At 54.2% G+C, this 22,892-nt stretch carries 24 protein-coding genes, 1 tRNA gene and 2 pseudogenes; 9 read left to right on the top strand and 18 right to left on the bottom strand.

Annotation, left to right across the window (positions count from 1 at the left end):
* Positions 1-9: 9 nt before the first annotated feature.
* Genes ureE through ureG form a run of 3 tightly spaced genes read left to right on the top strand, consistent with a single transcriptional unit; the run spans position 10 to position 1,769 of the window.
* Positions 10-468 (top strand): urease accessory protein UreE, encoded by a 459-nt coding sequence (gene ureE / locus C2U53_RS06055; protein WP_042998193.1) that lies wholly within the window; start codon positions 10-12, stop codon positions 466-468.
* The gene (locus tag C2U53_RS06050) at positions 468-1,142 is read left to right on the top strand and encodes an urease accessory protein UreF (protein ID WP_104445726.1); all 675 of its coding nucleotides are present in this window, start codon (positions 468-470) and stop codon (positions 1,140-1,142) included. Before ureE ends, C2U53_RS06050 begins: the two co-directional genes overlap by 1 nt.
* A 9-nt stretch (positions 1,143-1,151) precedes the next feature.
* Positions 1,152-1,769 carry an urease accessory protein UreG gene (gene ureG / locus C2U53_RS06045; protein WP_044255783.1) on the top strand — a complete coding sequence of 206 codons (618 nt, stop codon included), beginning with the start codon at positions 1,152-1,154 and terminating at the stop codon, positions 1,767-1,769.
* A gap of 123 nt (positions 1,770-1,892) precedes the next feature.
* On the opposite strand, the gene tsaD is transcribed toward ureG, so the two are convergent.
* The gene (gene tsaD / locus C2U53_RS06040; RefSeq protein WP_042998195.1) at positions 1,893-2,906 is read right to left on the bottom strand and encodes a tRNA (adenosine(37)-N6)-threonylcarbamoyltransferase complex transferase subunit TsaD; all 1,014 of its coding nucleotides are present in this window, start codon (positions 2,904-2,906) and stop codon (positions 1,893-1,895) included.
* Between the two features lie 227 nt (positions 2,907-3,133).
* On the opposite strand from tsaD, the gene rpsU reads away from it, so the two are divergent.
* From rpsU to rpoD, 3 genes are all read left to right on the top strand, one after another.
* On the top strand, positions 3,134-3,349 hold the full coding sequence (rpsU, locus tag C2U53_RS06035; protein ID WP_001144069.1) for a 30S ribosomal protein S21: 216 nt from the start codon (positions 3,134-3,136) through the stop codon (positions 3,347-3,349).
* A 232-nt stretch (positions 3,350-3,581) separates the two neighbouring features.
* Entirely contained in the window at positions 3,582-5,327 is a 1,746-nt protein-coding gene (gene dnaG / locus C2U53_RS06030; RefSeq protein ID WP_044265580.1) for a DNA primase, read from the top strand.
* A gap of 233 nt (positions 5,328-5,560) precedes the next feature.
* Entirely contained in the window at positions 5,561-7,405 is a 1,845-nt protein-coding gene (rpoD, locus tag C2U53_RS06025) for an RNA polymerase sigma factor RpoD (RefSeq protein WP_042998197.1), read from the top strand.
* 47 nt (positions 7,406-7,452) lie between these two features.
* On the opposite strand, the gene mug is transcribed toward rpoD, so the two are convergent.
* Positions 7,453-7,959, bottom strand: a complete 507-nt coding sequence (gene mug, locus C2U53_RS06020) for a G/U mismatch-specific DNA glycosylase (RefSeq protein ID WP_044265577.1) — start codon at positions 7,957-7,959, stop codon at positions 7,453-7,455.
* Positions 7,960-8,084: 125 nt separating this feature from the next.
* Between mug and C2U53_RS06015 the strand changes: the two genes are divergently transcribed.
* Positions 8,085-8,160, top strand: a tRNA-Ile gene (locus C2U53_RS06015).
* Positions 8,161-8,321: 161 nt separating this feature from the next.
* Here C2U53_RS06015 and C2U53_RS06010 read toward each other — a convergent pair.
* The 6 genes and pseudogenes from C2U53_RS06010 to C2U53_RS29865 form a co-directional block, all read right to left on the bottom strand.
* Positions 8,322-8,663, bottom strand: a complete 342-nt coding sequence (locus C2U53_RS06010; RefSeq protein ID WP_045268641.1) for a TA system toxin CbtA family protein — start codon at positions 8,661-8,663, stop codon at positions 8,322-8,324.
* A 20-nt stretch (positions 8,664-8,683) separates the two neighbouring features.
* Positions 8,684-9,001, bottom strand: coding sequence for a type IV toxin-antitoxin system YeeU family antitoxin (locus tag C2U53_RS06005; protein ID WP_045268640.1), 318 nt, complete (start codon positions 8,999-9,001; stop codon positions 8,684-8,686).
* A gap of 19 nt (positions 9,002-9,020) precedes the next feature.
* Positions 9,021-9,242, bottom strand: a complete 222-nt coding sequence (locus C2U53_RS06000) for a DUF987 domain-containing protein (RefSeq protein WP_007893437.1) — start codon at positions 9,240-9,242, stop codon at positions 9,021-9,023.
* Between the two features lie 8 nt (positions 9,243-9,250).
* Positions 9,251-9,727: a RadC family protein gene (locus tag C2U53_RS05995; protein ID WP_045268639.1), complete on the bottom strand. Its 477-nt coding sequence runs from the start codon at positions 9,725-9,727 to the stop codon at positions 9,251-9,253.
* A 15-nt stretch (positions 9,728-9,742) separates the two neighbouring features.
* On the bottom strand, positions 9,743-10,201 hold the full coding sequence (locus tag C2U53_RS05990; protein ID WP_045268638.1) for an antirestriction protein: 459 nt from the start codon (positions 10,199-10,201) through the stop codon (positions 9,743-9,745).
* Positions 10,202-10,302: 101 nt separating this feature from the next.
* Positions 10,303-10,487, bottom strand: a pseudogene (locus tag C2U53_RS29865) (DUF905 family protein).
* 388 nt (positions 10,488-10,875) lie between these two features.
* Between C2U53_RS29865 and C2U53_RS05985 the strand changes: the two are divergent.
* Together C2U53_RS05985 and C2U53_RS05980 are read left to right on the top strand one after the other, a co-directional pair.
* Positions 10,876-12,534, top strand: a complete 1,659-nt coding sequence (locus C2U53_RS05985) for an ATP-dependent endonuclease (protein WP_045268637.1) — start codon at positions 10,876-10,878, stop codon at positions 12,532-12,534.
* Entirely contained in the window at positions 12,527-13,681 is a 1,155-nt protein-coding gene (locus tag C2U53_RS05980) for a UvrD-helicase domain-containing protein (protein ID WP_045268636.1), read from the top strand. Before C2U53_RS05985 ends, C2U53_RS05980 begins: the two co-directional genes overlap by 8 nt.
* A 218-nt stretch (positions 13,682-13,899) precedes the next feature.
* Here C2U53_RS05980 and ykfB read toward each other — a convergent pair whose 3' ends face one another.
* The 10 genes and pseudogenes from ykfB to mrkC all read right to left on the bottom strand — a co-directional run bounded on the left by ykfB (position 13,900) and on the right by mrkC (position 22,884).
* Entirely contained in the window at positions 13,900-14,367 is a 468-nt protein-coding gene (gene ykfB / locus C2U53_RS05975) for a protein YkfB (RefSeq protein WP_058673476.1), read from the bottom strand.
* A gap of 22 nt (positions 14,368-14,389) precedes the next feature.
* Positions 14,390-14,833: a YfjS/YafY family lipoprotein gene (locus tag C2U53_RS05970; protein WP_058673475.1), complete on the bottom strand. Its 444-nt coding sequence runs from the start codon at positions 14,831-14,833 to the stop codon at positions 14,390-14,392.
* On the bottom strand, positions 14,833-15,069 hold the full coding sequence (gene ypjK, locus C2U53_RS05965; RefSeq protein ID WP_001115854.1) for a protein YpjK: 237 nt from the start codon (positions 15,067-15,069) through the stop codon (positions 14,833-14,835). Before ypjK ends, C2U53_RS05970 begins: the two co-directional genes overlap by 1 nt.
* A 36-nt stretch (positions 15,070-15,105) precedes the next feature.
* Positions 15,106-15,807: pseudogene (locus C2U53_RS05960) on the bottom strand (WYL domain-containing protein).
* A 216-nt stretch (positions 15,808-16,023) separates the two neighbouring features.
* Positions 16,024-16,845: a DUF932 domain-containing protein gene (locus tag C2U53_RS05955; protein ID WP_021574424.1), complete on the bottom strand. Its 822-nt coding sequence runs from the start codon at positions 16,843-16,845 to the stop codon at positions 16,024-16,026.
* A gap of 91 nt (positions 16,846-16,936) precedes the next feature.
* The gene (locus tag C2U53_RS05950) at positions 16,937-17,800 is read right to left on the bottom strand and encodes a GTPase family protein (protein ID WP_001548935.1); all 864 of its coding nucleotides are present in this window, start codon (positions 17,798-17,800) and stop codon (positions 16,937-16,939) included.
* A 195-nt stretch (positions 17,801-17,995) separates the two neighbouring features.
* Positions 17,996-18,693 (bottom strand): IS1-like element IS1B family transposase gene (locus C2U53_RS05945; RefSeq protein ID WP_223566646.1). Its coding sequence is split into 2 segments (ribosomal slippage): positions 17,996-18,444 and positions 18,444-18,693, totalling 699 coding nucleotides; the frame shifts between segments, so codons are not numbered across the junction.
* A 69-nt stretch (positions 18,694-18,762) separates the two neighbouring features.
* Positions 18,763-19,398: a type 3 fimbria minor subunit MrkF gene (mrkF, locus tag C2U53_RS05935; protein ID WP_045270034.1), complete on the bottom strand. Its 636-nt coding sequence runs from the start codon at positions 19,396-19,398 to the stop codon at positions 18,763-18,765.
* A gap of 13 nt (positions 19,399-19,411) precedes the next feature.
* Complete coding sequence (mrkD, locus tag C2U53_RS05930) at positions 19,412-20,407, bottom strand: type 3 fimbria adhesin subunit MrkD (RefSeq protein ID WP_045270033.1); 996 nt, start codon at positions 20,405-20,407, stop codon at positions 19,412-19,414.
* Positions 20,398-22,884: a type 3 fimbria usher protein MrkC gene (gene mrkC, locus C2U53_RS05925; RefSeq protein WP_045270032.1), complete on the bottom strand. Its 2,487-nt coding sequence runs from the start codon at positions 22,882-22,884 to the stop codon at positions 20,398-20,400. The genes mrkD and mrkC overlap by 10 nt, the downstream gene beginning before the upstream one ends.
* Between the last annotated feature and the right edge of the window lie 8 nt (positions 22,885-22,892).

Below are 22,892 nucleotides of genomic sequence, written 5' to 3'. Positions count from 1 at the left end.
GGAGCCGAGATGCTGTTATTGACGCAACGCGTTGACACCCCAGCGCACATCACCGCCACGCTGACGCTGCCGATTGATATCCGCGTGAAGAGCCGGGCGAAAGTACAGCTCAATGACGGGCGTGAGGCGGGGCTGATGCTGCCCCGAGGCTTGCTGCTGCGCGGCGGTGATTGCCTGAGCACTGAAGATGGCACGGAGGTGGTAGAAATTATCGCTGCCAGCGAAGCGGTATCGGTGGTGCGTTGCACCGATCCGTTCCTGCTTGCGAAAGCCTGCTACCACCTCGGCAACCGTCACGTCCCATTGCAAATTTTGCCGGACGAACTGCGCTATCACCACGATCACGTTCTGGACACCATGCTGCGCCAGTTCAGGTTAGAGGTGACCTTTGCCCATCTGCCGTTTGAACCCGAGGCCGGGGCGTATGCCGGTGAATCCCACGGCCATCACCACAGCCATGCGCACTGATGCGTGACGCACAACAGCAGTTGCGTTTGCTGCAACTCGCCAGCAGCAGCCTGCCGGTGGGCTCGTTTACCTGGTCCCAGGGGCTGGAGTGGGCGGTTGAAACTGGCTGGGTGGACAGCGTGGACACCTTCGAATGCTGGCAAACCCGACAGATGGAAAATAACGTTTTCACCGTCGACCTGCCGCTGTTTGCCCGTCTGTATCACGCCTGTGAGCAGGATGATATTGACGCCGCACGCCGCTGGACCGCGTATCTGCTGGCCTGCAGGGAAACCCGCGAGCTGCGGGAAGAAGAACGTAGCCGGGGTGTCGCGTTCACCCGACTGGTGGTCGACTGGCAGCCAGAGTGCCCGCAGCAATGGCGCGCACGTTTTGCCGACAGTCAGCTCTGCGGTATGGCCTGGCTCGGCGTGCAGTGGCGCATTCCGCTGCGTGACCTGGCGTTAACGCTCGGCTACAGCTGGATCGAGAGCGCCGTGATGGCCGGCGTCAAGCTGGTGCCGTTTGGCCAACAGGCCGCGCAACGGCTGATTATTTCACTTTGCGCGCAATACGCCAAAGGCATGGCGCAAGCGCTGGCGTGTCCGGACGACCGTCTGGGTTCCGCCACGCCGCTGGCGGCCATCGCCTCTGCACGCCATGAAACCCAATATTGCCGTTTATTTCGCTCCTGAGGAGAGACAATGAGTGAGTACAAACATCCCCTACGCGTTGGCGTAGGCGGCCCGGTCGGTTCCGGTAAAACCGCCCTGCTGGAAGCGTTATGCAAAGCAATGCGCGATCGCTGGCAACTGGCGGTGGTCACCAACGATATCTACACCAAAGAGGATCAGCGGATTCTCACCGAAGCGGGCGCACTGGCGCCGGAACGTATTGTCGGTGTAGAAACCGGCGGCTGTCCGCACACCGCCATCCGCGAAGACGCCTCGATGAATCTGGCTGCGGTGGAAGCATTAAGCGAAAAATTTGGCAATCTGGATTTGATTTTTGTCGAGAGCGGCGGCGACAACCTGAGTGCTACCTTCAGCCCGGAGCTGGCGGATCTGACGATCTATGTGATCGACGTCGCCGAAGGGGAAAAGATCCCGCGCAAGGGCGGACCAGGGATCACCAAATCGGATTTCCTGGTGATCAACAAAACCGATCTCGCCCCCTATGTCGGCGCGTCGCTGGAGGTGATGGAGCGCGATACGTTGCGCATGCGCGGCGAGCGCCCGTGGACATTTACCAATTTGAAATCGGGTGACGGTCTGGCGACGATTATTGCGTTTCTGGAAGACAGAGGAATGTTGCGGATGTAGTGCGGTGTATTGCTGAGTGGCGGCTTCGCCTGACCCGGCCTGCGGTCTTGTCGATCCGGTAAATGCAGAGAATAGATTCGTAGGCCCGGTAAGCGTAGCGCCACCGGGCAGGACAAACCCTACTTAAGCTGCTGGCAGTTCCGCCAACGGCCAGCGTGGACGCACGGTCACGCCGAGATCCGCCGTGGCGCCCGCTTTAAAGCGCACCATACCGGCATAGGCAATCATCGCCCCGTTATCGGTGCAAAATTCCGGACGGGCATAAAACACCTCACCACGACGTTTTTGCATCATCTCCGCCAGCTTCGCGCGCAGCGTGCGGTTGGCGCTGACGCCGCCTGCCATCACCAGACGCTTAAAGCCGGTCTGATCCAGCGCACGTTTACACTTGATCATCAGCGTATCCACCACCGCGTCTTCAAACGCCCGGGCGATATCGGCACGGGTTTGATCATCGCCGCCGTTATTGCGGATAGTATTTGCCGCAAAGGTTTTCAGCCCGGAGAAGCTGAAATCCAGCCCCGGGCGATCGGTCATGGGCCGTGGGAAAACAAAACGTCCAGCGGTGCCCTGCGACGCCATTTTCGACAGCATCGGACCACCTGGATAGTCAAGCCCCAGCAGTTTGGCGGTTTTATCGAACGCTTCACCGGCGGCATCATCAATCGACTCACCCAGCAGTTCATACTGTCCGACACCAGTCACGCTGATAAGCTGGGTATGTCCCCCCGACACCAACAGCGCCACGAAGGGGAATTCCGGCGGGTTATCTTCCAGCATTGGCGCCAGCAGATGTCCTTCCATGTGGTGTACGGGGATAGCGGGCACATTCCACGCAAACGCCAGAGAACGACCAACGGTTGCACCGACCAGCAGCGCGCCAACCAGACCCGGTCCTGCGGTATACGCCACCGCATCAATCTCTTTTGCACTCAGTCCCGCCTCTTTCAGCGCCGCCTGGATCAACGGCACCGTTTTGCGGACATGATCGCGGGAGGCCAGTTCAGGCACGACCCCGCCGTAGTCAGCATGTAATTTCACCTGACTATACAATTGGTTGGCTAACAGACCTTTTTCGTCGTCGTAAATGGCGATGCCGGTTTCATCGCAGGATGTTTCAATTCCCAGTACACGCATGACTTGTTTCTACCTCACTTTATTACCGCGCAGTGTAGGTCGAATGCGGGGAGATGTATACCCTCACTCCCGATTTCGTGTATACTCTCCCCCCTTATAAAAGTCCCTTTCAAAATCGCATCGGTGCTTTACAAAGCAGCAGCAATTGCAGTAAAATTCCGCACCATTTTGAAATAAGCTGGCGCTGATGCCAGCGGCAAACCGAATTTATTAAAGGTGAGAGTTACATGCCGGTAATTAAAGTACGTGAAAACGAGCCGTTCGACGTAGCACTGCGTCGCTTCAAGCGTTCCTGCGAGAAAGCAGGCGTTCTGGCGGAAGTTCGTCGTCGTGAGTTCTATGAAAAACCGACTACCGAACGTAAACGCGCTAAAGCTTCTGCTGTGAAACGTCACGCGAAGAAACTGGCTCGCGAAAACGCACGCCGCACTCGTCTGTACTAATCTCTGTCGGGGGCTGAGGCTCTCGATTCAGACCGAGTTGTAGTTGTAAGGCCGTGCTTCCGAAAGGAATGCGCGGCTTATTTTCGTTTATATACGTCATCATTCAAGCTGCCTCTGCGCTCGCTCACCCCAGTCACGTACTGATGTATGTTCCTGAGGATTCGCTCTTTTGCCGCCTTGATGCAACCTGAATGATTTTGTGTATATGAGTCATAAAAAATAAACGGGGCATATGGCTGGACGAATCCCACGCGTATTTATCAATGACCTGCTGGCACGAACCGACATCGTCGATCTCATCGACGCGCGGGTAAAGCTGAAAAAGCAGGGCAAGAATTATCATGCGTGCTGTCCGTTCCATAACGAAAAAACCCCCTCTTTCACCGTAAACGGTGAAAAACAGTTTTATCACTGCTTCGGATGCGGTGCGCACGGCAACGTCATCGACTTCCTGATGAACTACGACAAGCTCGAGTTCGTGGAAACCGTCGAAGAACTGGCGGCCATGCATAATCTTGACGTCCCGTTTGAAGCAGGCACAGGTCCCAGCCAGATAGAGCGCCATCAACGGCAAAGCCTTTATCAACTGATGGATGGCCTGAACACGTTTTATCAGCAATCTCTGATGCAACCCGCCGCTACCCCTGCGCGCCAGTATCTGGAAAAGCGAGGACTCAGTAGTGAAGTGATCGCGCGTTTTGCTATTGGCTTTGCGCCCCCCGGTTGGGACAACGTCCTGAAACGATTTGGCGGCAATAGCGAAAATCGCCAGTCACTGGTGGATGCGGGCATGTTGGTCACCAACGATCAGGGACGCAGTTACGATCGCTTCCGCGAACGGGTGATGTTCCCCATCCGCGACAAGCGTGGTCGGGTGATAGGTTTTGGTGGTCGTGTGCTGGGTGATGCCCTGCCTAAGTACCTTAACTCCCCGGAAACCGATATTTTCCATAAGGGTCGCCAGCTGTATGGCCTTTATGAAGCGCAGCAGGATAACGCCGATCCGCAACGTCTGTTAGTAGTGGAAGGCTATATGGATGTGGTGGCGCTGGCGCAGTATGGCATTAACTATGCCGTAGCTTCGCTGGGTACTTCAACCACCGCCGATCATATCCAGCTCCTGTTCCGCGCCACGAATAACGTCATATGCTGTTATGACGGTGACCGGGCAGGACGAGACGCCGCCTGGCGCGCGCTGGAAACCGCTTTGCCGTACATGACAGATGGTCGTCAGCTACGCTTTATGTTTTTACCTGATGGCGAAGACCCCGATACGCTGGTGCGGAAAGAGGGGAAAGAGGCATTCGAAGCCCGGATGGAGCAGGCCCTGCCGCTCTCCGCGTTTTTGTTTAATAGCCTGCTGCCACAGGTGGACCTGAGCACTCCAGACGGGCGTGCGCAGTTGAGTACGCTGGCGCTGCCGCTCATCACACAGGTACCGGGTGAAACGCTGCGCATTTATCTGCGCCAGGAATTGGGAAACAAGCTTGGCATTCTGGATGACAGCCAACTTGAACGATTGATGCCAAAATTGTCTGAAAGTGGGGCTTCCCGACCCGCTCCGCAGCTAAAACGCACGACCATGCGTATACTGATAGGACTGTTGGTGCAAAATCCGGAACTGGCGCCGCTGGTGCCGCCGTTAAGCGGTCTGGATCAGAATAAACTGCCCGGACTTGGTTTATTTGCCGAACTGGTCAACACGTGTTTGTCCCAGCCCGGCCTGACTACCGGACAGCTTTTAGAACACTATCGTGGCACAAATGATGCGGCCACCCTTGAAAAACTGTCGATGTGGGACGATATAGCAGATAAGGATATTGCTGAAAAAACCTTCACCGACTCACTCAACCATATGTTTGATTCGATGCTTGAGCTGCGCCAGGAAGAGCTAATTGCCCGCGAGCGCACACACGGTTTAAGCAACGAAGAACGCCGGGAACTCTGGACATTGAACCAGGAACTGGCGAAGAAATAACTGAAGCAGACAAAATCATTCGAGTTGTATCAAGGCAGCAAGAGAACGCCGCTAGCGCAGAGACAACTTGAAGGGTGAACTATTTAACGGCTTAAGTGCCGAATAGCGATCGGGAAGCCCCCGACAGCCGCACTGAGAGGCAGCGGCACAAATATAAGTACGCCCTCGCTTTAAATGTTGGCAGCAACGGCTTGCTGACGCTAATCAAACGAATTAAGTGTGGATACCGTCTTATGGAGCAAAACCCGCAGTCACAGCTGAAGCTTCTTGTCACCCGTGGTAAGGAGCAAGGCTATCTGACCTATGCCGAGGTCAATGACCATCTGCCGGAAGATATCGTCGATTCAGATCAGATTGAAGATATCATCCAAATGATCAACGACATGGGTATTCAGGTGATGGAAGAAGCACCGGATGCCGATGATCTGCTACTTGCTGAAAACACCACCAGTACCGACGAAGACGCGGAAGAAGCGGCCGCGCAAGTTCTGTCCAGCGTAGAGTCAGAAATCGGTCGTACCACTGACCCGGTTCGCATGTACATGCGTGAAATGGGTACCGTTGAACTGTTGACCCGCGAAGGCGAAATCGATATTGCGAAACGCATCGAAGACGGGATCAACCAGGTTCAGTGCTCCGTTGCCGAATATCCAGAAGCCATTACCTATCTGCTTGAGCAGTACGATCGTGTTGAGGCTGAAGAAGCCCGTCTGTCCGATCTGATCACTGGTTTTGTCGATCCGAACGCGGAAGAAGATTTGGCGCCGACCGCCACTCACGTCGGCTCTGAGTTGTCTCAGGAAGACCTGGATGACGACGAGGACGAAGACGAGGAAGAAGACGACGACAGCAGCGATGACGACAACAGCATCGACCCTGAGCTGGCGCGCGAGAAGTTCGGTGAACTGCGTACGCAGTACGAAGTCACGCGTGACACCATCAAAGCGAAAGGTCGTAGCCACGCCGATGCTCAGGCTGAGATCCTGAAGCTGTCTGAAGTGTTCAAACAGTTCCGTCTGGTGCCGAAGCAGTTCGACTACCTGGTGAACAGCATGCGCGTCATGATGGACAGGGTTCGTACCCAGGAACGTCTGATCATGAAGCTCTGCGTTGAGCAGTGCAAAATGCCGAAGAAGAACTTCATCACCCTGTTCACCGGCAACGAAACCAGTGAAACCTGGTTCAACGCGGCTATCGCGATGAACAAACCGTGGTCCGAAAAACTGCACGATGTGGCTGATGACGTTCACCGTGGCCTGCAGAAGCTGCAACAGATTGAAGAAGAGACCGGCCTGACTATCGAGCAGGTCAAAGACATCAACCGTCGTATGTCCATCGGCGAAGCGAAAGCGCGTCGTGCGAAGAAAGAGATGGTTGAAGCCAACTTACGTCTGGTTATCTCTATCGCCAAGAAATACACCAACCGTGGTCTGCAGTTCCTGGATCTGATTCAGGAAGGCAACATCGGTCTGATGAAAGCGGTCGATAAGTTCGAATACCGTCGTGGTTACAAGTTCTCCACCTACGCAACCTGGTGGATCCGTCAGGCGATCACCCGCTCTATCGCGGATCAGGCGCGCACCATCCGTATTCCGGTGCATATGATTGAGACAATCAACAAACTCAACCGTATCTCTCGCCAGATGCTGCAAGAGATGGGTCGCGAGCCGACGCCGGAAGAGCTGGCCGAGCGCATGCTGATGCCGGAAGACAAGATCCGTAAAGTGCTGAAGATCGCTAAAGAGCCGATCTCCATGGAAACCCCGATCGGTGACGATGAAGATTCGCATCTGGGTGATTTCATCGAGGATACTACCCTCGAGCTGCCGCTGGATTCTGCGACCACTGAAAGCCTGCGTGCAGCAACACACGACGTACTGGCCGGTTTGACCGCGCGTGAAGCGAAAGTCCTGCGTATGCGTTTCGGTATCGATATGAACACCGACCACACGCTGGAAGAAGTAGGTAAACAGTTCGACGTGACCCGCGAACGTATCCGTCAGATCGAAGCGAAGGCACTGCGTAAACTGCGTCACCCGAGCCGTTCTGAAGTCCTGCGTAGCTTCCTGGACGATTAAATCCCGTCACATAAACTGCAAACGCCACCTTCCCGGTGGCGTTTTTTTTACATTCCGCGCACGATCAGCGCCTCATCCAGTTCCCTGAAGGCTTCCACCAGTTTATCCAGGGTAATACGGCTCAGTCCGCTGGTATTCGGCAACACCCACACCTGCGTTGCGCCAATCGTTATGCTCTGCTTTCCCCACTCTACGCCGCGCTGGCTGAAGCCTTGTTCAAACGCCTGCTTACCTAATATCGCCAGGGCATGCGGTTGATAATCTTCAATTTTGGCAATCAGTTGACGCCCACCATCATGCAGTTCTTTACGCGAAACCTCATTAGCCTGCACCGTCGGTCTGTCGACCAGTTTGGTCACACCACAGCGAAAATCCAGCAAGTGTTCTGCTTCTTTCGGTTTGAGTTGGCGATCGGTAAAACCGGCCTGATGAATCACTTTCCAGAAACGATTTGCCGGATGCGCAAACGGAAACCCCGTCCCGGCAGAAGAGAGCCCCGGATTGATGCCGCAGAACACGACCCGCAGCCCCGGCGCTAAAATATCTTTTACCATGAATACCTCACAACGATACGTCATGAGAAAAGTATAACGGATTGAAAATACGTTGTTTAATAAAACAGCATACGTACGGTTATGGCTGGATTGCGCGCAGGAGTTACTTTATAATTCACCGCCACGGCCCCTTAGCTCAGTGGTTAGAGCAGGCGACTCATAATCGCTTGGTCGTTGGTTCAAACCCAACAGGGGCCACCAGATAAAACAAGGAGTTAGATGAGAAATCGTCTAACTCCTTTTTCTTTGGATGCAATTTGGGTCAGGTAATGGGTCAGGTAAGGAATTGCTACCCTGCCCTCTTCATCTCGCTGCCAGCATCCCCGGATAGTGATGAAAGCCAGTAGCACTGCCTGTAATATTCACCGTACCAAATTTTTACGGCTTTGCCGCAACAAGCCAGTTGCCTGCCGTGCTCGCAGAATGTCTACAGCCCGGAGATAAGGGGATTGTTCCTGCCAGCTAAACCCCTTCCTGTCGATACGCACCAGTTCGTATTTTTCCACCAGAAAATTCACGGCATCAGCCAGCGAGATCCCGGCATCGATATGTTCCTGTATAACACGTTCCTTACTGAACGGTGTGTCGTTGAGGGTGAGACCATAGTGCTGTTCCAGCAGGCGTGTCAGTAACATTTTCCAGATAGCCACGGGTGACAGGCAGGGCTTCACCACCCGCAGAGTTGTTGCAGGTAAAGTTTTCATGTTTGCTCTCGTGAAGGTAATTAACGCTGAGTGGGGTAAATGGCGATGTATACGTAGCCGCAACTGCCAAGGGTGTCGGCTTCACAGGTAAAACCGTTGTGGTACAGGGTGACGCAGTGGGCATGTTGGGGGCTGAGTTCACCGGTGGTCAGCATCGATTCCATCTGGCGGATAAAGTGCTGGAATGTGTCATCCAGCTTCAGGCATTCGACGTCACTGAACATACCGGTGATGCTGGCCCGGTCAGCCAGGTAGTGCAGTCGGTTGCCCTCCTGTACCAGACGGGCTCCCAGGCGCGGCGTGATATTCCGCTGCAGGCCCCAGATGATGTGGGTCATGGCGGCTCTCCTTTTATTGTCAGTTCAGGGTGATGCTCATCAGGCAGGTATAGGGCCCGTTACGGTCCTGGCGGCGTTCGGCGTATACCGCGAGGACTCCGGTGATATCCGGAACGTCCCTGCCGGTGTAATGACAGACGCTACCGTGCCACTGATATTTTCCACTGCAGTAGCGAAAGATTCGGGACTCAGGATGCTGGCGGTATATCGTCATTGCCCGGCGTTTACTGATAATTTTCATGTCATACCTCACAGCAGACCGTGTTCTGCGAACGAATAGATTTGCCTGCCGCCGACAATCAGGTGGTCAGGAACGCGGATATCCACCAACTGAAGCACCTGCACCAGTCGCTGCGTGAGGGTTTTATCAGCCAGGCTGGGTGTCGTCTCGCCGGAAGGATGGTTATGCGCCAGTATTACTGCTGCGGCATTGAAGTGCAGAGCACGTTTGACCACTTCCCGGGGATGCACCTCAGTACGGTTAATCGTGCCGGTGAAGAGCGTTTCATGGGCAATCAACTGATTCTGGTTGTCCAGATACAACGCCCGGAACTCTTCCCGCTCAAGTGCGGCCATATGCAGTCTCAGCCATTCACGGACAGCGTGTGAGGAGGTGAAGGCCACCCCGGGTTCATGCAGGTGCCGGTCCAGCGCCCTGAGCGCCCGCTGAATGAGACGCCGGTCCTGTGGCGTCATCTCGCCGGGTAAAAAGGAAAGCTGTTTCATTCGTTGCTCCTTCGGTCAGTCGATGATGCGCAGAATGGCGTGGGCTTCAGGATGCTGCAGGGCATAGTCCCGCAGACGGTAATAGTGCTCCGTCATGGCATCGCATTCGGTACGGCAGGCGTGATGGCTATATTCAATCAGGCAGACAGCAATACCTGCGGCTTCCGCACTCATTTGTGCATCGTTACCGTTCATGCCGTTGAACAGATGCCACTTATCGTCACCTTCAGGCTCTGGGGCCATAAATGCGCCACCGTTACTCAGGGTGCAGAATGACCAGATACCGCCACTGTAGGTCGCACAGAAACGCTCCATCCAGGCAAAAATACGGGGCTCCAGGGTTATCCACTGTGGGATAGTGCCAAAATGCTGAGGCCAGAAATCGATGCGCTGTTCATCGGGAACTGGCGTGACGGTCAGTTCAAATTCGGGTTGGTTAGCGGGTGCGAGATCGTACTGCGTCTGTGTTGTCATGGGTATGTCTCCGTCAATAAAAACGCCAGCGGCGATGGCTGGCGTATGGGGATATAAAGTGTGTTCGGGGAGGTGAAATGTTGCGGGTAAATGCTTCGCGGTCAGCGGGTGGAGTTGCCTGTACGGATGCCAGAGGTGCGGATGTAGCGGTTAAGACCTTCACCAGCATCGGGTTCAAAGTTCCATGCCAGACAACTATCAGATCTTCGGTATCAGTATCTATCAGGCAGATGTGACCGCCTTGGTCGTCTTTAATGTTAAAGTCGGTGATACTGGCAGGAATCAGTAGCCATGCTGCGCAATTAGCTGATACCTACTGTGGTATATCAGCAAGCGATTAGGGAAACGGCTTCAAACTTTCAGCATTGTTCATTACTACTCCTCTGAAAAATAATAAAAAAGCGGCAGAATCGTGAGATTCTGCCGCTAATCGGGTCTATTCAGAGGAATGATATATACCTGAAAACTTTTATAATGCTGATAGACCGTTCTATGCCAAATAGCAGACTTTAAGTTGTCCAAGAACAGCTCTCATATCTTGGCCTATTGATGTAGACCACCCCTTCAGTGCCTGCAGGATTTAAGGGGACAACGAGCCTGCATGTGGACACAGGTATATCGGTGAGTTAATGTCTTTAAGGGGTATCATTTGACAGTATCTTGAGGGAATTAGAGTGCGGGTTAAATCGATTAAGCTTACCAATTTCAAGAAATTCAAAGATGAACATTTTGAATTCAACGATGACGTAAATATCTTTGTAGGTGATAACAACGCCGGTAAAAGTACTATTCTGGAAGCCCTGGAAATCGTACTGAATTACAGCTATCGGGGCCGCCCCTTCAACAGCGAGTTTACGCCAGACATTTTTAATAAGGATGCAGTGCAGCTTTTTTTGGCTTCTGATAAATCGGCCACGCACTTACCTGTCTTGGCAATAGAGGCATTCATTGAGGGGGTTCCTGAATACCGGGGTACAAATAATTTCCTTAAAGCCGATGCTCAAGGGATCACGGTGCTGGTGCGCTTTGATGACACACTCAAGGACGTTTACGCCGACCACTTACTGACAAACCCACACATTACGAGTATCCCGATCGAATTCTACAAGCTGGAATGGCTGGATTTCGGATGGAATCCTGTTAAAGCCGTAGCGAAGAAATTCAGGGCGTTATACATCGACCCAACTCGTATCCACCCCACTCTGGGTAAGAATCAGTACATCTCTACCATACTTAATACCGCTTTAAAGAAAGAGGAACTGGTTAAGCTGACCCTCAATTATCGTGAGAATCAGCAGGTTTTTAACAACTCAGGTGAGGTCAGGACAGTCAACACCGGTCTGGATACGGACCACTTGATCACAGAAAAAAAGCTGTCCATTGCCGCAAGCACTTTACCAGCGGGATCTATTCAGACCAGCCTTCAACTTGAAGTAGATGATGTCCCTTTCCAGTTCATTGGCAAGGGTGAGCAGAGTAATGTGCAGATCAAGCTCGCGATTCAGAACAAGTCGAAGGATATCGATTTGGTGATGATGGAGGAGCCCGAAAATCACCTTTCTCACACTAACCTCAATAAGCTGGTTCACTACATTGAAAATCAGCGGGGAGACAAACAACTCTTCCTTACCACTCACAGCTCGTATGTGCTCAACAAGCTGAGCATTGATAAAATCTGCTTGGTTCAGTCGGGATACAAACGTCTGCATAAGCTTGCCCCTGCAGTGGTCAAAACCTTAAAGCGCTTACCGGGCTATGACACATTGCGCGTGGCACTGTCGCACAAAGTCATCCTTGTCGAGGGACCGTCAGACGAGTTAGTACTCAAGAAGATTTACCACCGCAAGCATAACCGCCTGCCCGAGCAGGATGGTATTGATATCATCGTCGTGCGCGGAGTCGGGTTTGATACGTTCATCTCCGTAGGTATGGAAATTGGTACTCGGATTAACGTCCTCAGAGATAACGATGGCGACTATGATGAAAACGTCGTGAAAGTGCGTGCCGATTATGCGGCCTATCCCAATATCAAACTTATCTCCTCTGCCAAAAATGAGGAGTTTTCGCTTGAACCCGCGATGATATATGCCAATGCAACCGACTTGGTTACGCTGGACGCTTTCGCCAAAGTGGTGTTATCGACACAGACGTTTAACCTCTACGATAAAGTAGTCGACTTAGATAAGCGACGCGACTTTCTGATCGACTGGTTTCGAAGCGTCCAGGGAAACGGTAAGGGCGCTCGCAAGGTCGACTCAGCTATCAAGCTGTTCGATGGCACTCTGAATTTCAGGTATCCACCTTTCCTCGATGAGGTGTTCGACTTTGCCTAATGAATTCTGGATTGCCGGTGCAGGATCAGGAAAAACCCAAAAAGTCATTGAGGATGCCATTGAAGTCATAAAGGCGGGCGGACGCGTATTGGTCGTCACCTACACCATGAACAACCAGGCAGAGCTCCGTTCTCGCTTTGTGGAATTGTACGGCAAACACAGCGATGATTTTGTTGTGAAAGGCCTGTTTTCATTTTACCTAGAAGACTTAGTAAGACCATATCAAACGGCCATGTTTCCAGAGCGAATCACTTCTACAATGTTCACCGAGCATAACCCTCACCTGATACCTGGTACGAGGAAATGGCATCCCAAAAGAGGGGAAAAAATTAATGGGGCGCTGAATCCTCTTCATTATCTGACGCCGTGCAAAACCAAAGCTTACACTGGGCTGCTGGCGAAGCTGGCAACAAGAATCTCCGCTTCAACAAAGAATGCCCCCGCTAGCAGATTGAAAGAGATTTATCAGAGGATCTTTTTTGATGAGGTTCAGGATTTGGTTGGATGGGATTTTGACGTTATCAAAGCACTCAGTAAGGCAATGCATAACTCTATTTGCTGTGTAGGCGATTTTCGTCAAACTATTTACACGACCACGTTCGGCCACAAGGCACCGGAAACACCTGAGCAAAAGATTCAATACTTCAAAGACCTCAATTTTAGTCCGTTCTCGCTGGCGAAGAATCGCAGATGTATCCAGGAAATCTGCGATCTCGCGGATACCATTCATCCCGGTATTTATGAACAAACGCAATCAGAGGTGGGAGAAGTTCCTGCTGAGATGGCCCATCACTGCGGTTGTTTTCTCATAAAACCATCTCAGGTGAACGATTATCTCGATATATTCAAACCTCAAGTTTTGCGATGGTCATCGCCCATGGGAAAAGGCTATTTGCCACCAGGTCTCACCTGTCACACCTTCGGCTCCTGTAAAGGTCTCGGTTTCGACCGCGTACTAATTATTTCACCGGAGAAACATCTCAAGTATCTGGGTGGTGACCTTGGCGTGTTCGATAAAGATAAAACGGAGGAATCTAGAAACAAGCTGTACGTGGCCATTACCCGAGCCCGTTACAGCCTAGCGTTTGTCGTTGAGGAAGAGCATCTTACAAATATAAAGCTGCCGCATTGGGTTAGACCTCTGTAAGTCGATGCTAACGTCTAACCATTTAACTTCCGCTTCACGCTCAATGTAGGCCTTATTGATCTTGATTTATGTCCGATCCGTGCTGTTAGTTTAACGGGTCAAAGCTCATTCTTATAATGTAAAGAATACCGGTCGGGACATTTTCGGGCTCCTGATAAAAGAAAACCCCGGCAGCCTGCTGGCTGTCGGGGGGGGATTTGCTGAGGAAGGAACAGCTATCAGTCGTTACTGCAGTCTCCGGGAGTGGGTAGAACTTTCTCTGCGTTCTTCAGGTCCACAGTGAAAGTCCCCGCTTTACGGTCATTGACGTAAACGTCAAACTGCCCGGCCTCAGAGATATTGCTGATGAAGTCAAACCAGGCGTTATCGCCGTTACGCCAGCCCAGGCTGGACGGAATAATGTACTGCTGGTGATCCATCACTACGGTGATAGTGGTGCCGTCATCGTGCGAACTGACCATCTTGTCATCGGCAAGGGTAAGAAAAACTGAATGCTGATAAAAACCATTCTGGTCCGGGTTCCCTGTGCAGTTGATGGTAAACGTCTTCCCGCTGGCTTCGGTCACACTGTATTCCGTATTGCCCTGACCGTAACCCTGCTGCCAGAACCCCGGGATCGCAGAGGCATTAAAGCTCGCGAGCAGTACACCCGCCAGCATAAATCGACTTAGTGAACGTATTGTCATTCCTGTCTCCTTTGTCGTTGTTTTATTCCTGGTTCTCAGGGTTTGAGGGTATCAGCAGTCGCCCCATCAGTTTGCCGTCATGGGCGTACTCAAAGTATCTTTCTTTGGTATACGGGTCCGTCACCTCCTGGTATTCCAGTTTGATGTTATCGGCAATACACAGCGCATTCATCAGTGGCTGGACGGTTTTTTCCTGCATATCCACGAGGTAGTAGTAACTGCCACCCTCGCAGCCATCGGGCGACTGGCGGGTACGTAAAACCTGCAAGGTGGGACCGGATACGTAGTCAACCTGTGACCATTCTTCGCTGACATCATCCTGGTGGCTAACCACATCACTGAAACGCGGTGGGGTGAGATCCTTAAATTTGCTGATGGCCTTCAGGCCATCACTTCTGTCATCGCAGGCGCTTAGCAACAGCGTGGTGGCAACCAGCGCCAGCAGAGGCAGTGTTTTACGTTTCATTATTTTTTTCCTGAAATGAGACGAACCACTTTGGCAAAGACATAAATGCCCACGAAAATACCCACCGGCACGCCGACGAACGGTGTCAGCGCGACACTGGCGGCCCCTGCTGCACCTCCGCCCGTCAAGAGTGCAGCAACCGTCGCAAGGGTCAGGGCCGTGAGGCTGTCGGACACCCCGGTTTTGTTCAGAATGATGACGATGACAACAATGGCAATAATGGCAATGAATGGCATAGGCTCTCCCTGCGGATGAGTTGAGATAGACCTGCACTATTCCGGTGGGCTGTCGGCCGGAATAAACGCAAGCAGTGACTGCTGGATAAAGCGAAAATGGGGTAAGGCCTGAATAAACACCGGGTCTTCAACCAGACTGCACAGACTGTCGTTGCGGCGAAAAGTCTCTTGCAAGGGCTGAACCAGATGGATTTCATCCAGGGTGAATACGGCGATATGTCCGTCGTGCTCTGCCACCAGATACCAGGCCTGCTGGTGGATGAGTAACCGACAGGGAGCCAGCCGCTCACAGCGCTGCCCCTAGGCAATTAGCGTCACCCGCCTGCGCCCGGTAATGGCCTGAATCAGTCGCCAGAAAGACAATGCGCCTGATGGCGAAGGAGCCGGACTGGCGGGTGCGATTACGCAGGGAGACTCATCGTACATCAGCAGTGCGTTTACCAGACGACGGTCAAAGCCAGGGAAAAGACCGGCCATCCCGCTGCGGTGGGCAAAGATAAGCACGTCGGGCACCATCTGCGTCTCACTGCCCGCAGTGCGTAAGCGGCAATATCCGGACTGATACTCCAGGTCCAGATACATCAGCCGCTCACGAAAATCACGCCGCAGCGTGCGCACCGACACACCAAACTCAGCGGCAAGCTTACGCACACTCAGCGTTTCCCCTGCCACCAGACGGCTGATTATCAGTGACAGCCTGACAGCCAGCCGGTCATGGCGGCGTTCTGCCTGTGTCATGAGACGTTCTCCGTGAAAGTTAACTGACTGAAAATGATGTGATTACTTTAAAGAGGGGGTCGGACAGGGTATGGACACCACAGAAACTATTTTTCATTTCTGCAAAAGCCAGAGGCAGCGGGGGTTACAGGCCTTCCCTCGGTGAGTGAGGACCGTCAGCACGGTGCGATGCGGACAGGTGGTGTCCGATATTAACAAAGCAGCAACATTAAACGGTCACTGCAGTTGCGTGAGCAGGGCTTCCGCCATCACCCACAGTGCCCGGTTAAGTTTCACGTCCCCGTCGATACCGCGAACGGCACGGGTATGTGACCGTCCTCCTTTGGCATTACGGCCACTGAGCCCGCCCTTAATCAGGTTCTCCTGAATACGCTGGTACGTGGTCCACAGGTCATTGCTCTCATCCTGCCAGCGGCGAGGGGAGAGGATCTGCGATTCAGTCACCGGCTGGTGGTCTTCACCAAAGCGGTATGTGAGGGCGGCTTTTGCCAGTGCCTGCTGTGCCGGGGGTGGCAACAGCAACGACTGCATGGCATCCCGTTTCTCCTCCACCCGGTCAAAAATCCCCAGCACCTCATACGCGCCTTCAATCACCTGACTCACCACGTCCCCCTTGTGTGGCACCCGCACCTCGCCAAACGACTCACCGCAGACGAGCCCGTTCTGACAAACCGCACGAAATAAACCCGGCAACATCTGGTACGAACTGGTGCCATCATGGGAGTTGAGCAGGATAATTTCTGGTACCTGTTTACCGGTAATCTGCCCCTCCCGACGAAGGCGTAGCATGTGTTTTGTGTGCTCGCGTCGACCCGGGTCGCGTACCCGGGTCTGACAGGCAAAGAACGGCTGGAAGCCTTCGCGCTGCAGGCTGTCCAGCAGGGATATGGTGGGTATATAGGTATAACGCTCACTACGGGATGCGTGTTTGTCCTCACTGAATACACTGGGCACCACGCGAAACAGCTCTTCGCGGGTTAACGGGCGGTCGCGACGGATAAGATTTGCTGCGCCAAAGCGCGAAGCCAGACGGGTCATAAGCAGACTCCTCATAACGGGAAAACAAATAAAAGGGATCCCCGTCGCATCTGCGACAGGGGCAGGGAAGTAACAGGGATGGGTTAAATACTCAGAAGAAGAAATCCCAGACGGCGCGGGCCACTGACACCACCGTGGTGCGCACGGCCTGAATGACAGCCCGTACCGGGGCGGGTATCAGGGGAAAGGCACTGATGCTATCGAGTACGGCCCCGACGGTTTCACCAAAATCGCTACGAGCCTGTTCCCGGACTACCGTCGTGCGAAAGGAAGACTGGAGTTGCGACACCACCGGGCTGGTGGCCTCACGTGGCAGGCACTTAATCATTCGCTCGGCCATCACCCGCAGTCCCCACTGAAGACGGACCGACACGGCACACACCGGATGTACGGGCTGGAACAGCTCATGCAGCAGACAGATTTTACGGCTGATATTCTGCTTCTGCGCCGTGGACAACGGTCCCCCACCGCTGGTGGGTTCGGCCTTATCCGACTGGCTGATAACAAACAGCACCTTATGCCGGTATACCTCTCCAATCACCTGATGATAAAAATGTTCATCCACCGCCAGCGCCCGGTCATCGGCCTTAATCAGCCACAGAACCAGGTCGAGCCGGGGGAGTTGTTCGCGGTACATCGCAGCATACTCGGTATCGCGAGCACCACTTTCGCCCACGCCGGGCAGGTCCACCAGCGTCATATAGCGGTCGCCGACTTGCAGGCGAAAGCGCAGTGGCTCACGGGTACATGCAGCCACATCGCTGACCGGTGATATATCTCCGGCAAACAGGGCATTGCACAGACTGCTCTTCCCAACACCGGTTTTACCCATAATGCCGATCACTGGCTCGTAGCGGGTTAACTGATTTATCTGCTGCAATATACGTTCAGACACCCACTGTGGCAGACCAGCGAGCGATTGCTGAAACGGCTTCAATCCTTCAGAATTGTTCATTACTACTCCTCTGAAAAATAATACAAAAACGGCAGAATCGTGAGATTCCACCGTTAATCTGGTATGTTCAGAGTGATGATATATATCTGAAAATTATTAACTTGATCTACTTTTTGTCTTTTTTACGTGATGAAACAGCCTGCTGCCAAGCATGCTTCATTTTCTGAATAAAGAAATATTGGTAATGACTCCAACTTATTGATAGTGTTTTATGTTCAGATGATGCCCGATGACTTTGTCATGCAGCTCCACCGATTTTGAGAACGACAGCGACTTCCGTCCCAGCCGTGCCAGGTGCTGCCTCAGATTCAGGTTATGCCGCTCAATTCGCTGAGTGTAACGCTTGCTGATTACGTGCAGCTTTCCCTTCAGGCGGGATTCATACAGCGGCCAGCCATCCGTCATCCATATCACCACGTCAAAGGGTGACAGCAGGCTCATAAGACGCCCCAGCGTCGCCATAGTGCGTTCACCGAATACGTGCGCAACAACCGTCTTCCGGAGCCTGTCATACGCGTAAAACAGCCAGCGCTGGCGCGATTTAGCCCCGACGTATCCCCACTGTTCGTCCATTTCCGCGCAGACGATGACGTCACTGCCCGGCTGTATGCGCGAGGTTACCGACTGCGGCCTGAGTTTTTTAAATGGCGGAAAATCGTGTTGAGGCCAACGCCCATAATGCGGGCGGTTGCCCGGCATCCAACGCCATTCATGGCCATATCAATGATTTTCTGGTGCGTACCGGGTTGAGAAGCGGTGTAAGTGAACTGCAGTTGCCATGTTTTACGGCAGTGAGAGCAGAGATAGCGCTGATGTCCGGCAGTGCTTTTGCCGTTACGCACCACCCCGTCAGTAGCTGAACAGGAGGGACAGCTGATAGAAACAGAAGCCACTGGAGCACCTCAAAAACACCATCATACACTAAATCAGTAAGTTGGCACCATTACCCTTTTTAACGTCACTTAATTATAAACTAATTCCCACGTTGCCCAGCTGGTAATTGGCCCGCTGGTGGCGCTTTTCGGCGTCGGCGAAACGTAGCCCACATAATAGGTGAACAGACCGCCGCTGACCGCGCTTTCCTGCAAATGCACCTGATTTTGCTGCGGGTCCGCAGGGACAATTTTATTACTCTTATCCAGCGTATTATTATCATTGGTCGACAGCGCCAGATAAATATTCTGCGCTCCGTCTGGCAAGGTATTGGCCAGATAGCCCGCGTTCTCATTGCCGACCGCCGTCAGTAAAAAACCGTCGACCCAGCGAACGCTGACCCGCCGCACCTCGTCCTGCGAGGCGGCGCCGCCGTCATGACGCAGCTGGCAGTTTGACAGCGCCAGGGTAAAAGGCTGCGGCTTCATAAACGCGCCGGCCCCGCGATCGTGCACTTCCGCCAGGCTGACCGGCGCCAGCCAGACGTTGCCGCTGCCGGCATGCTGGCCGCCATTGAGCGCGACGCTGCAGGAAATATCCGTCACCCGCCCGGCAAAATCGCCCCGTCCGCGATCATAATTGGTCTCGAAACCCCACGCCGAGGGGGCAGCGAGGCTGCCGCAGAGCAGCAGCCACGCGATAGTATGTTTCGGCAATCCCTTCATTCCCCCTCCCGTATTAATCGTACGTCAGGTTAAAGATCATATGCGACTCCACCTCGCCGGTGCTGGTCGTCGGGCCATACTGATAAAAGCGCGCGTGCAGCGGGATGGTGATGTAGCGGGTCTCCTGATTATTCAAGCGGCCAACGGTATATTTCTTATTAAACTGCAGCGGGGATCCATCCTTCAGCACCTGGATGCCGACGCCTTTCGCCATCCCGCTGCCGGCCTTTTCATTCAGCAAGGCGCCCATAGTGGCGGTGGTACTGGTCGCCAGGGTGCCGGAAAAAGAGGTGCTGATGTTGGCGTATCCCGTTTCACTCAGGCCGCCGCTGCACTGCAGATCGATATTAAAATCCTTCCCGCCCGCGGTGGTGCCCACCCCTTTCAGGTCAGTGCGTCTGATGGCGCCCACATCAACATTCATATTTTTCCCGCTCAGTACCGAACAGGAGGGCAAGACCACGGTGATCGCATTGGCGCTCAGATAGGTTTCGAGGATCGGGTTGCCGCCGCTCTCCCAGTCATAGGAGGTGTATTTTCCCGCCGCGAGGGTGCCGCTGCCGGTGGTTGCCGCGGTTTTGATAATCTCCAGCGTAAAACGTGACCCTTCAAGGGAATAGTTGGTGGTGTTATACACCCGGGACGAATAGACGTCGGGATAGACGATATTCACCGTCGCGCCGCCGCGGCTGAAACGCATACCAATCCCCGGCACGTTGGTGGAATAAATTTTATTCCCAAGATCGGTGGCCCCTGGCGAGACGATCTTCGCCGCGAAGCGGTTGGTGCCGGAGGTACAGCGATAGCTCGCCCCGCCCGGGGCGCTCATCGTCCAGTCGCGGGTGAGGATCACCGAGCCCACCGGCAGATCCGGGGGCACCACCACCCTGCCCACCACCATGTCCAGCATCACCGTTGGCCAAGAGAGACGCGTACAGACGGCCCAGGACGAGGTGGTGCCCAGCGCCATTAAGACGATAAAAAGCGTCAGTAATTTCCTCAGCGACATACGCTATCCTTTGTTGTTTGCTGTCCCAGATCCACCGAACACTGCCCGCCGCTCCACTTCACAATCGCGCGTTTGGCGTTCGCATCGCTGATGAACATCATGCTGCCCTGACCGACGACGCCGATCTCCTTGCCGTCGGGGGAGAAAATACTCGCCGCGAACGGCAGCGGCTCATGGTTCGCCTGGCGCGCCTGCAGGGTGAGGTTGTTCTGCACCGTGGTGCCGAACGCCACCTTAACCACGCTGCCTTCCCACGGCACAACCTGCGCCACGGTGCGATCGAAGGCCACATCGTCATGGCTGCCTTTCGGGTCGATCTCGACGGCGTTGATCCGGTACGGGCGCAGATACGGCAGGATGGCGTAACCGTTGCTGTCCACGCGGGTGCCCGGCGATCCCGGGAGCATGGCGCCGGCCGCGTCTTTGGCTTCAATCAGCGCCATCGTCGAGCCGCTTTCCGGCGAGAGCACCACGCCGCCGCTGTGGGCGATCATCGTCCCGCTGGCGCCAATGCCGCTCTGACGATACCCTTCGCCCTGGCTGTAGCTGCCGTTGAGGGTGGTCCATGGCGTACGGTAACTGCCGTTGAGCGCCACATCGTGCTGACCGCCGGTGGCGGTGGTGGTCGACACGCCGTAGTTAAGGTTGTTTTCACTGTCCAGCGAACCGTTGATGCCAATCTGCGAGCTGGCAAAGCGCGAGTTGTTGAACGAGGTGTTCGACGTCAGGTTGGCGGTGCGGTTATCGCCAAACCACAGCGGGTAGCTGAAGTTGAGTGAAATGCGATCGTCGCGGCGATGGCCGGAGCTGTCCGGGGTATAGACGCGCTGGGCGCTCGCCGACCAGGAGAGACGACCAAACGAATTGTTGTAGCTGACCTGATACTGCTTCTCGGTCCCGGAGCGGTTCCAGTAATCGGAAATACGACCGCTGAGATAAAACCCGCCCCAGCCGTCCGGCAGGTTCTGGTTCACCGTGAAGGTCATGCCGTTTTTTTGCCGCCACAGCGTATAGTTGCTGCGGCTGTTTTTTTCCTGATCGACGGCGTACAGCGCATCGTTGAGGTTGTAATAACCTTTCGTCGAGTAGCGATACGCCGCCAGCACGATGCTGGTCTGGGTATCGGTGAACATGCGGTTAAAGGTGGCGCGATAGCTCTTCCCCGAGTCATCATGGGTATCGCTCTTCAGCCGCGAATGGGTGACGTCAAAAGAGAGCGCGCCGATCCCGGTGTTCATCCCGGTGCCCACCAGGAAGGCCTGATAGTCGTCAAAGCCGGTGACCCCGGTGTAGCCGGTCAGCAGGTTATTGATCCCGTGCTGCCAGGTCGCCTGATAGAGCATCGGCTTGTTGCGTAGCCCGCTGTCGTCCACTTTACCGGCGGAGAGCGCGTAGCGGGTCATGCCCGGACGCAGCAGCTGAGCAACGGAGGCGTAAGGCACGCTGAACACTTCCACCGAGCCATCCGCCTCTTTTACCGAGACTTCAAGATCGCTGCCATAGCCGGATGGATAGACATCCTGCAGGGTAAACGGCCCCGGCGGAACCGTGGTCTGATAGATAATGTTGCTGCCCTGACGCACGGTGACGAGGGCGTTGCTCTGCGCCACGCCGCGAATTTCCGGGGCATAGGAGCGCATGCCGTCCGGGAACATATTGTCATCAGTGGCGAGGTTGACCCCACGCAGACCGATGGTGTCGAAAAATTCGCCATTGGTAAAAATCTGACCACCGCTGACGAGGGAGTTGATCTGCGGGATCGGCCGCTGGAGATAGGTCTGGTTGCTGTTCCAGTGCGCTTTGCCCTGCTGCTGCTGCCAGTTCAGATTACCGATATGCTTCAGCAGCCAGCCGTCCCACGACAGACCGGCGTTGACGCCAAGGTAGGCGCTGCTGTTATCCGACCCGCCGACCGAAGAGGTGTGGCTGTTCCAGGCGTTGGCCATCCAGCCAAGATTAAGCGCGGTAATGCCTTTGTCCCAGAACTCCGGGCTGACATAGTTTTTCAGGCGTTGATCTTCATAGATCTGCGGTACCGAAATGTTCAACCGCAGGGAGGACTGGACCAGGTTGTCTTTGACGTTTTCTTCGTTGCGCCAGGATTTGAGGCTACCGCAGTAGCCCTCCTGCTCGCTCAGCTGCGGATTGAGCTTTTCCGCCGCGATGCCATATTGGGCCAGCATCGCTTTGGTGTAGCAGACGCCCAGCCGACCATCTTTATCGCGCGCGATGCGTAAATCGTAGCGCCCTTTCCACTCGTCGTTGGTGTAGACGTCAAGGGAGTAAGTGCCTTCGGTAATCGCGCTGGTCGAAAAGCGCGACAGATCGACCTTTTCGCGACTGCCGACAATAAAGCCGTCGTTAAACTGATATACCGTTCCCGGGTTTTCCTGTCCGCTGGAAAATGGCGGAAAGCAGCACAGCGCGATGGCGATCGCGGTGCTTAATCTTCCCGGGCAGAATGACCTCTGCTTCATTAGCTTTT

It is taken from the genome of Citrobacter sp. CFNIH10 (genome assembly GCF_002934585.1).
GTDB lineage: Bacteria > Pseudomonadota > Gammaproteobacteria > Enterobacterales > Enterobacteriaceae > Citrobacter_A > Citrobacter_A amalonaticus.
Note: the sequence above shows the minus strand (reverse complement) of the source record. Positions and strands in the feature narration are given on the sequence as shown.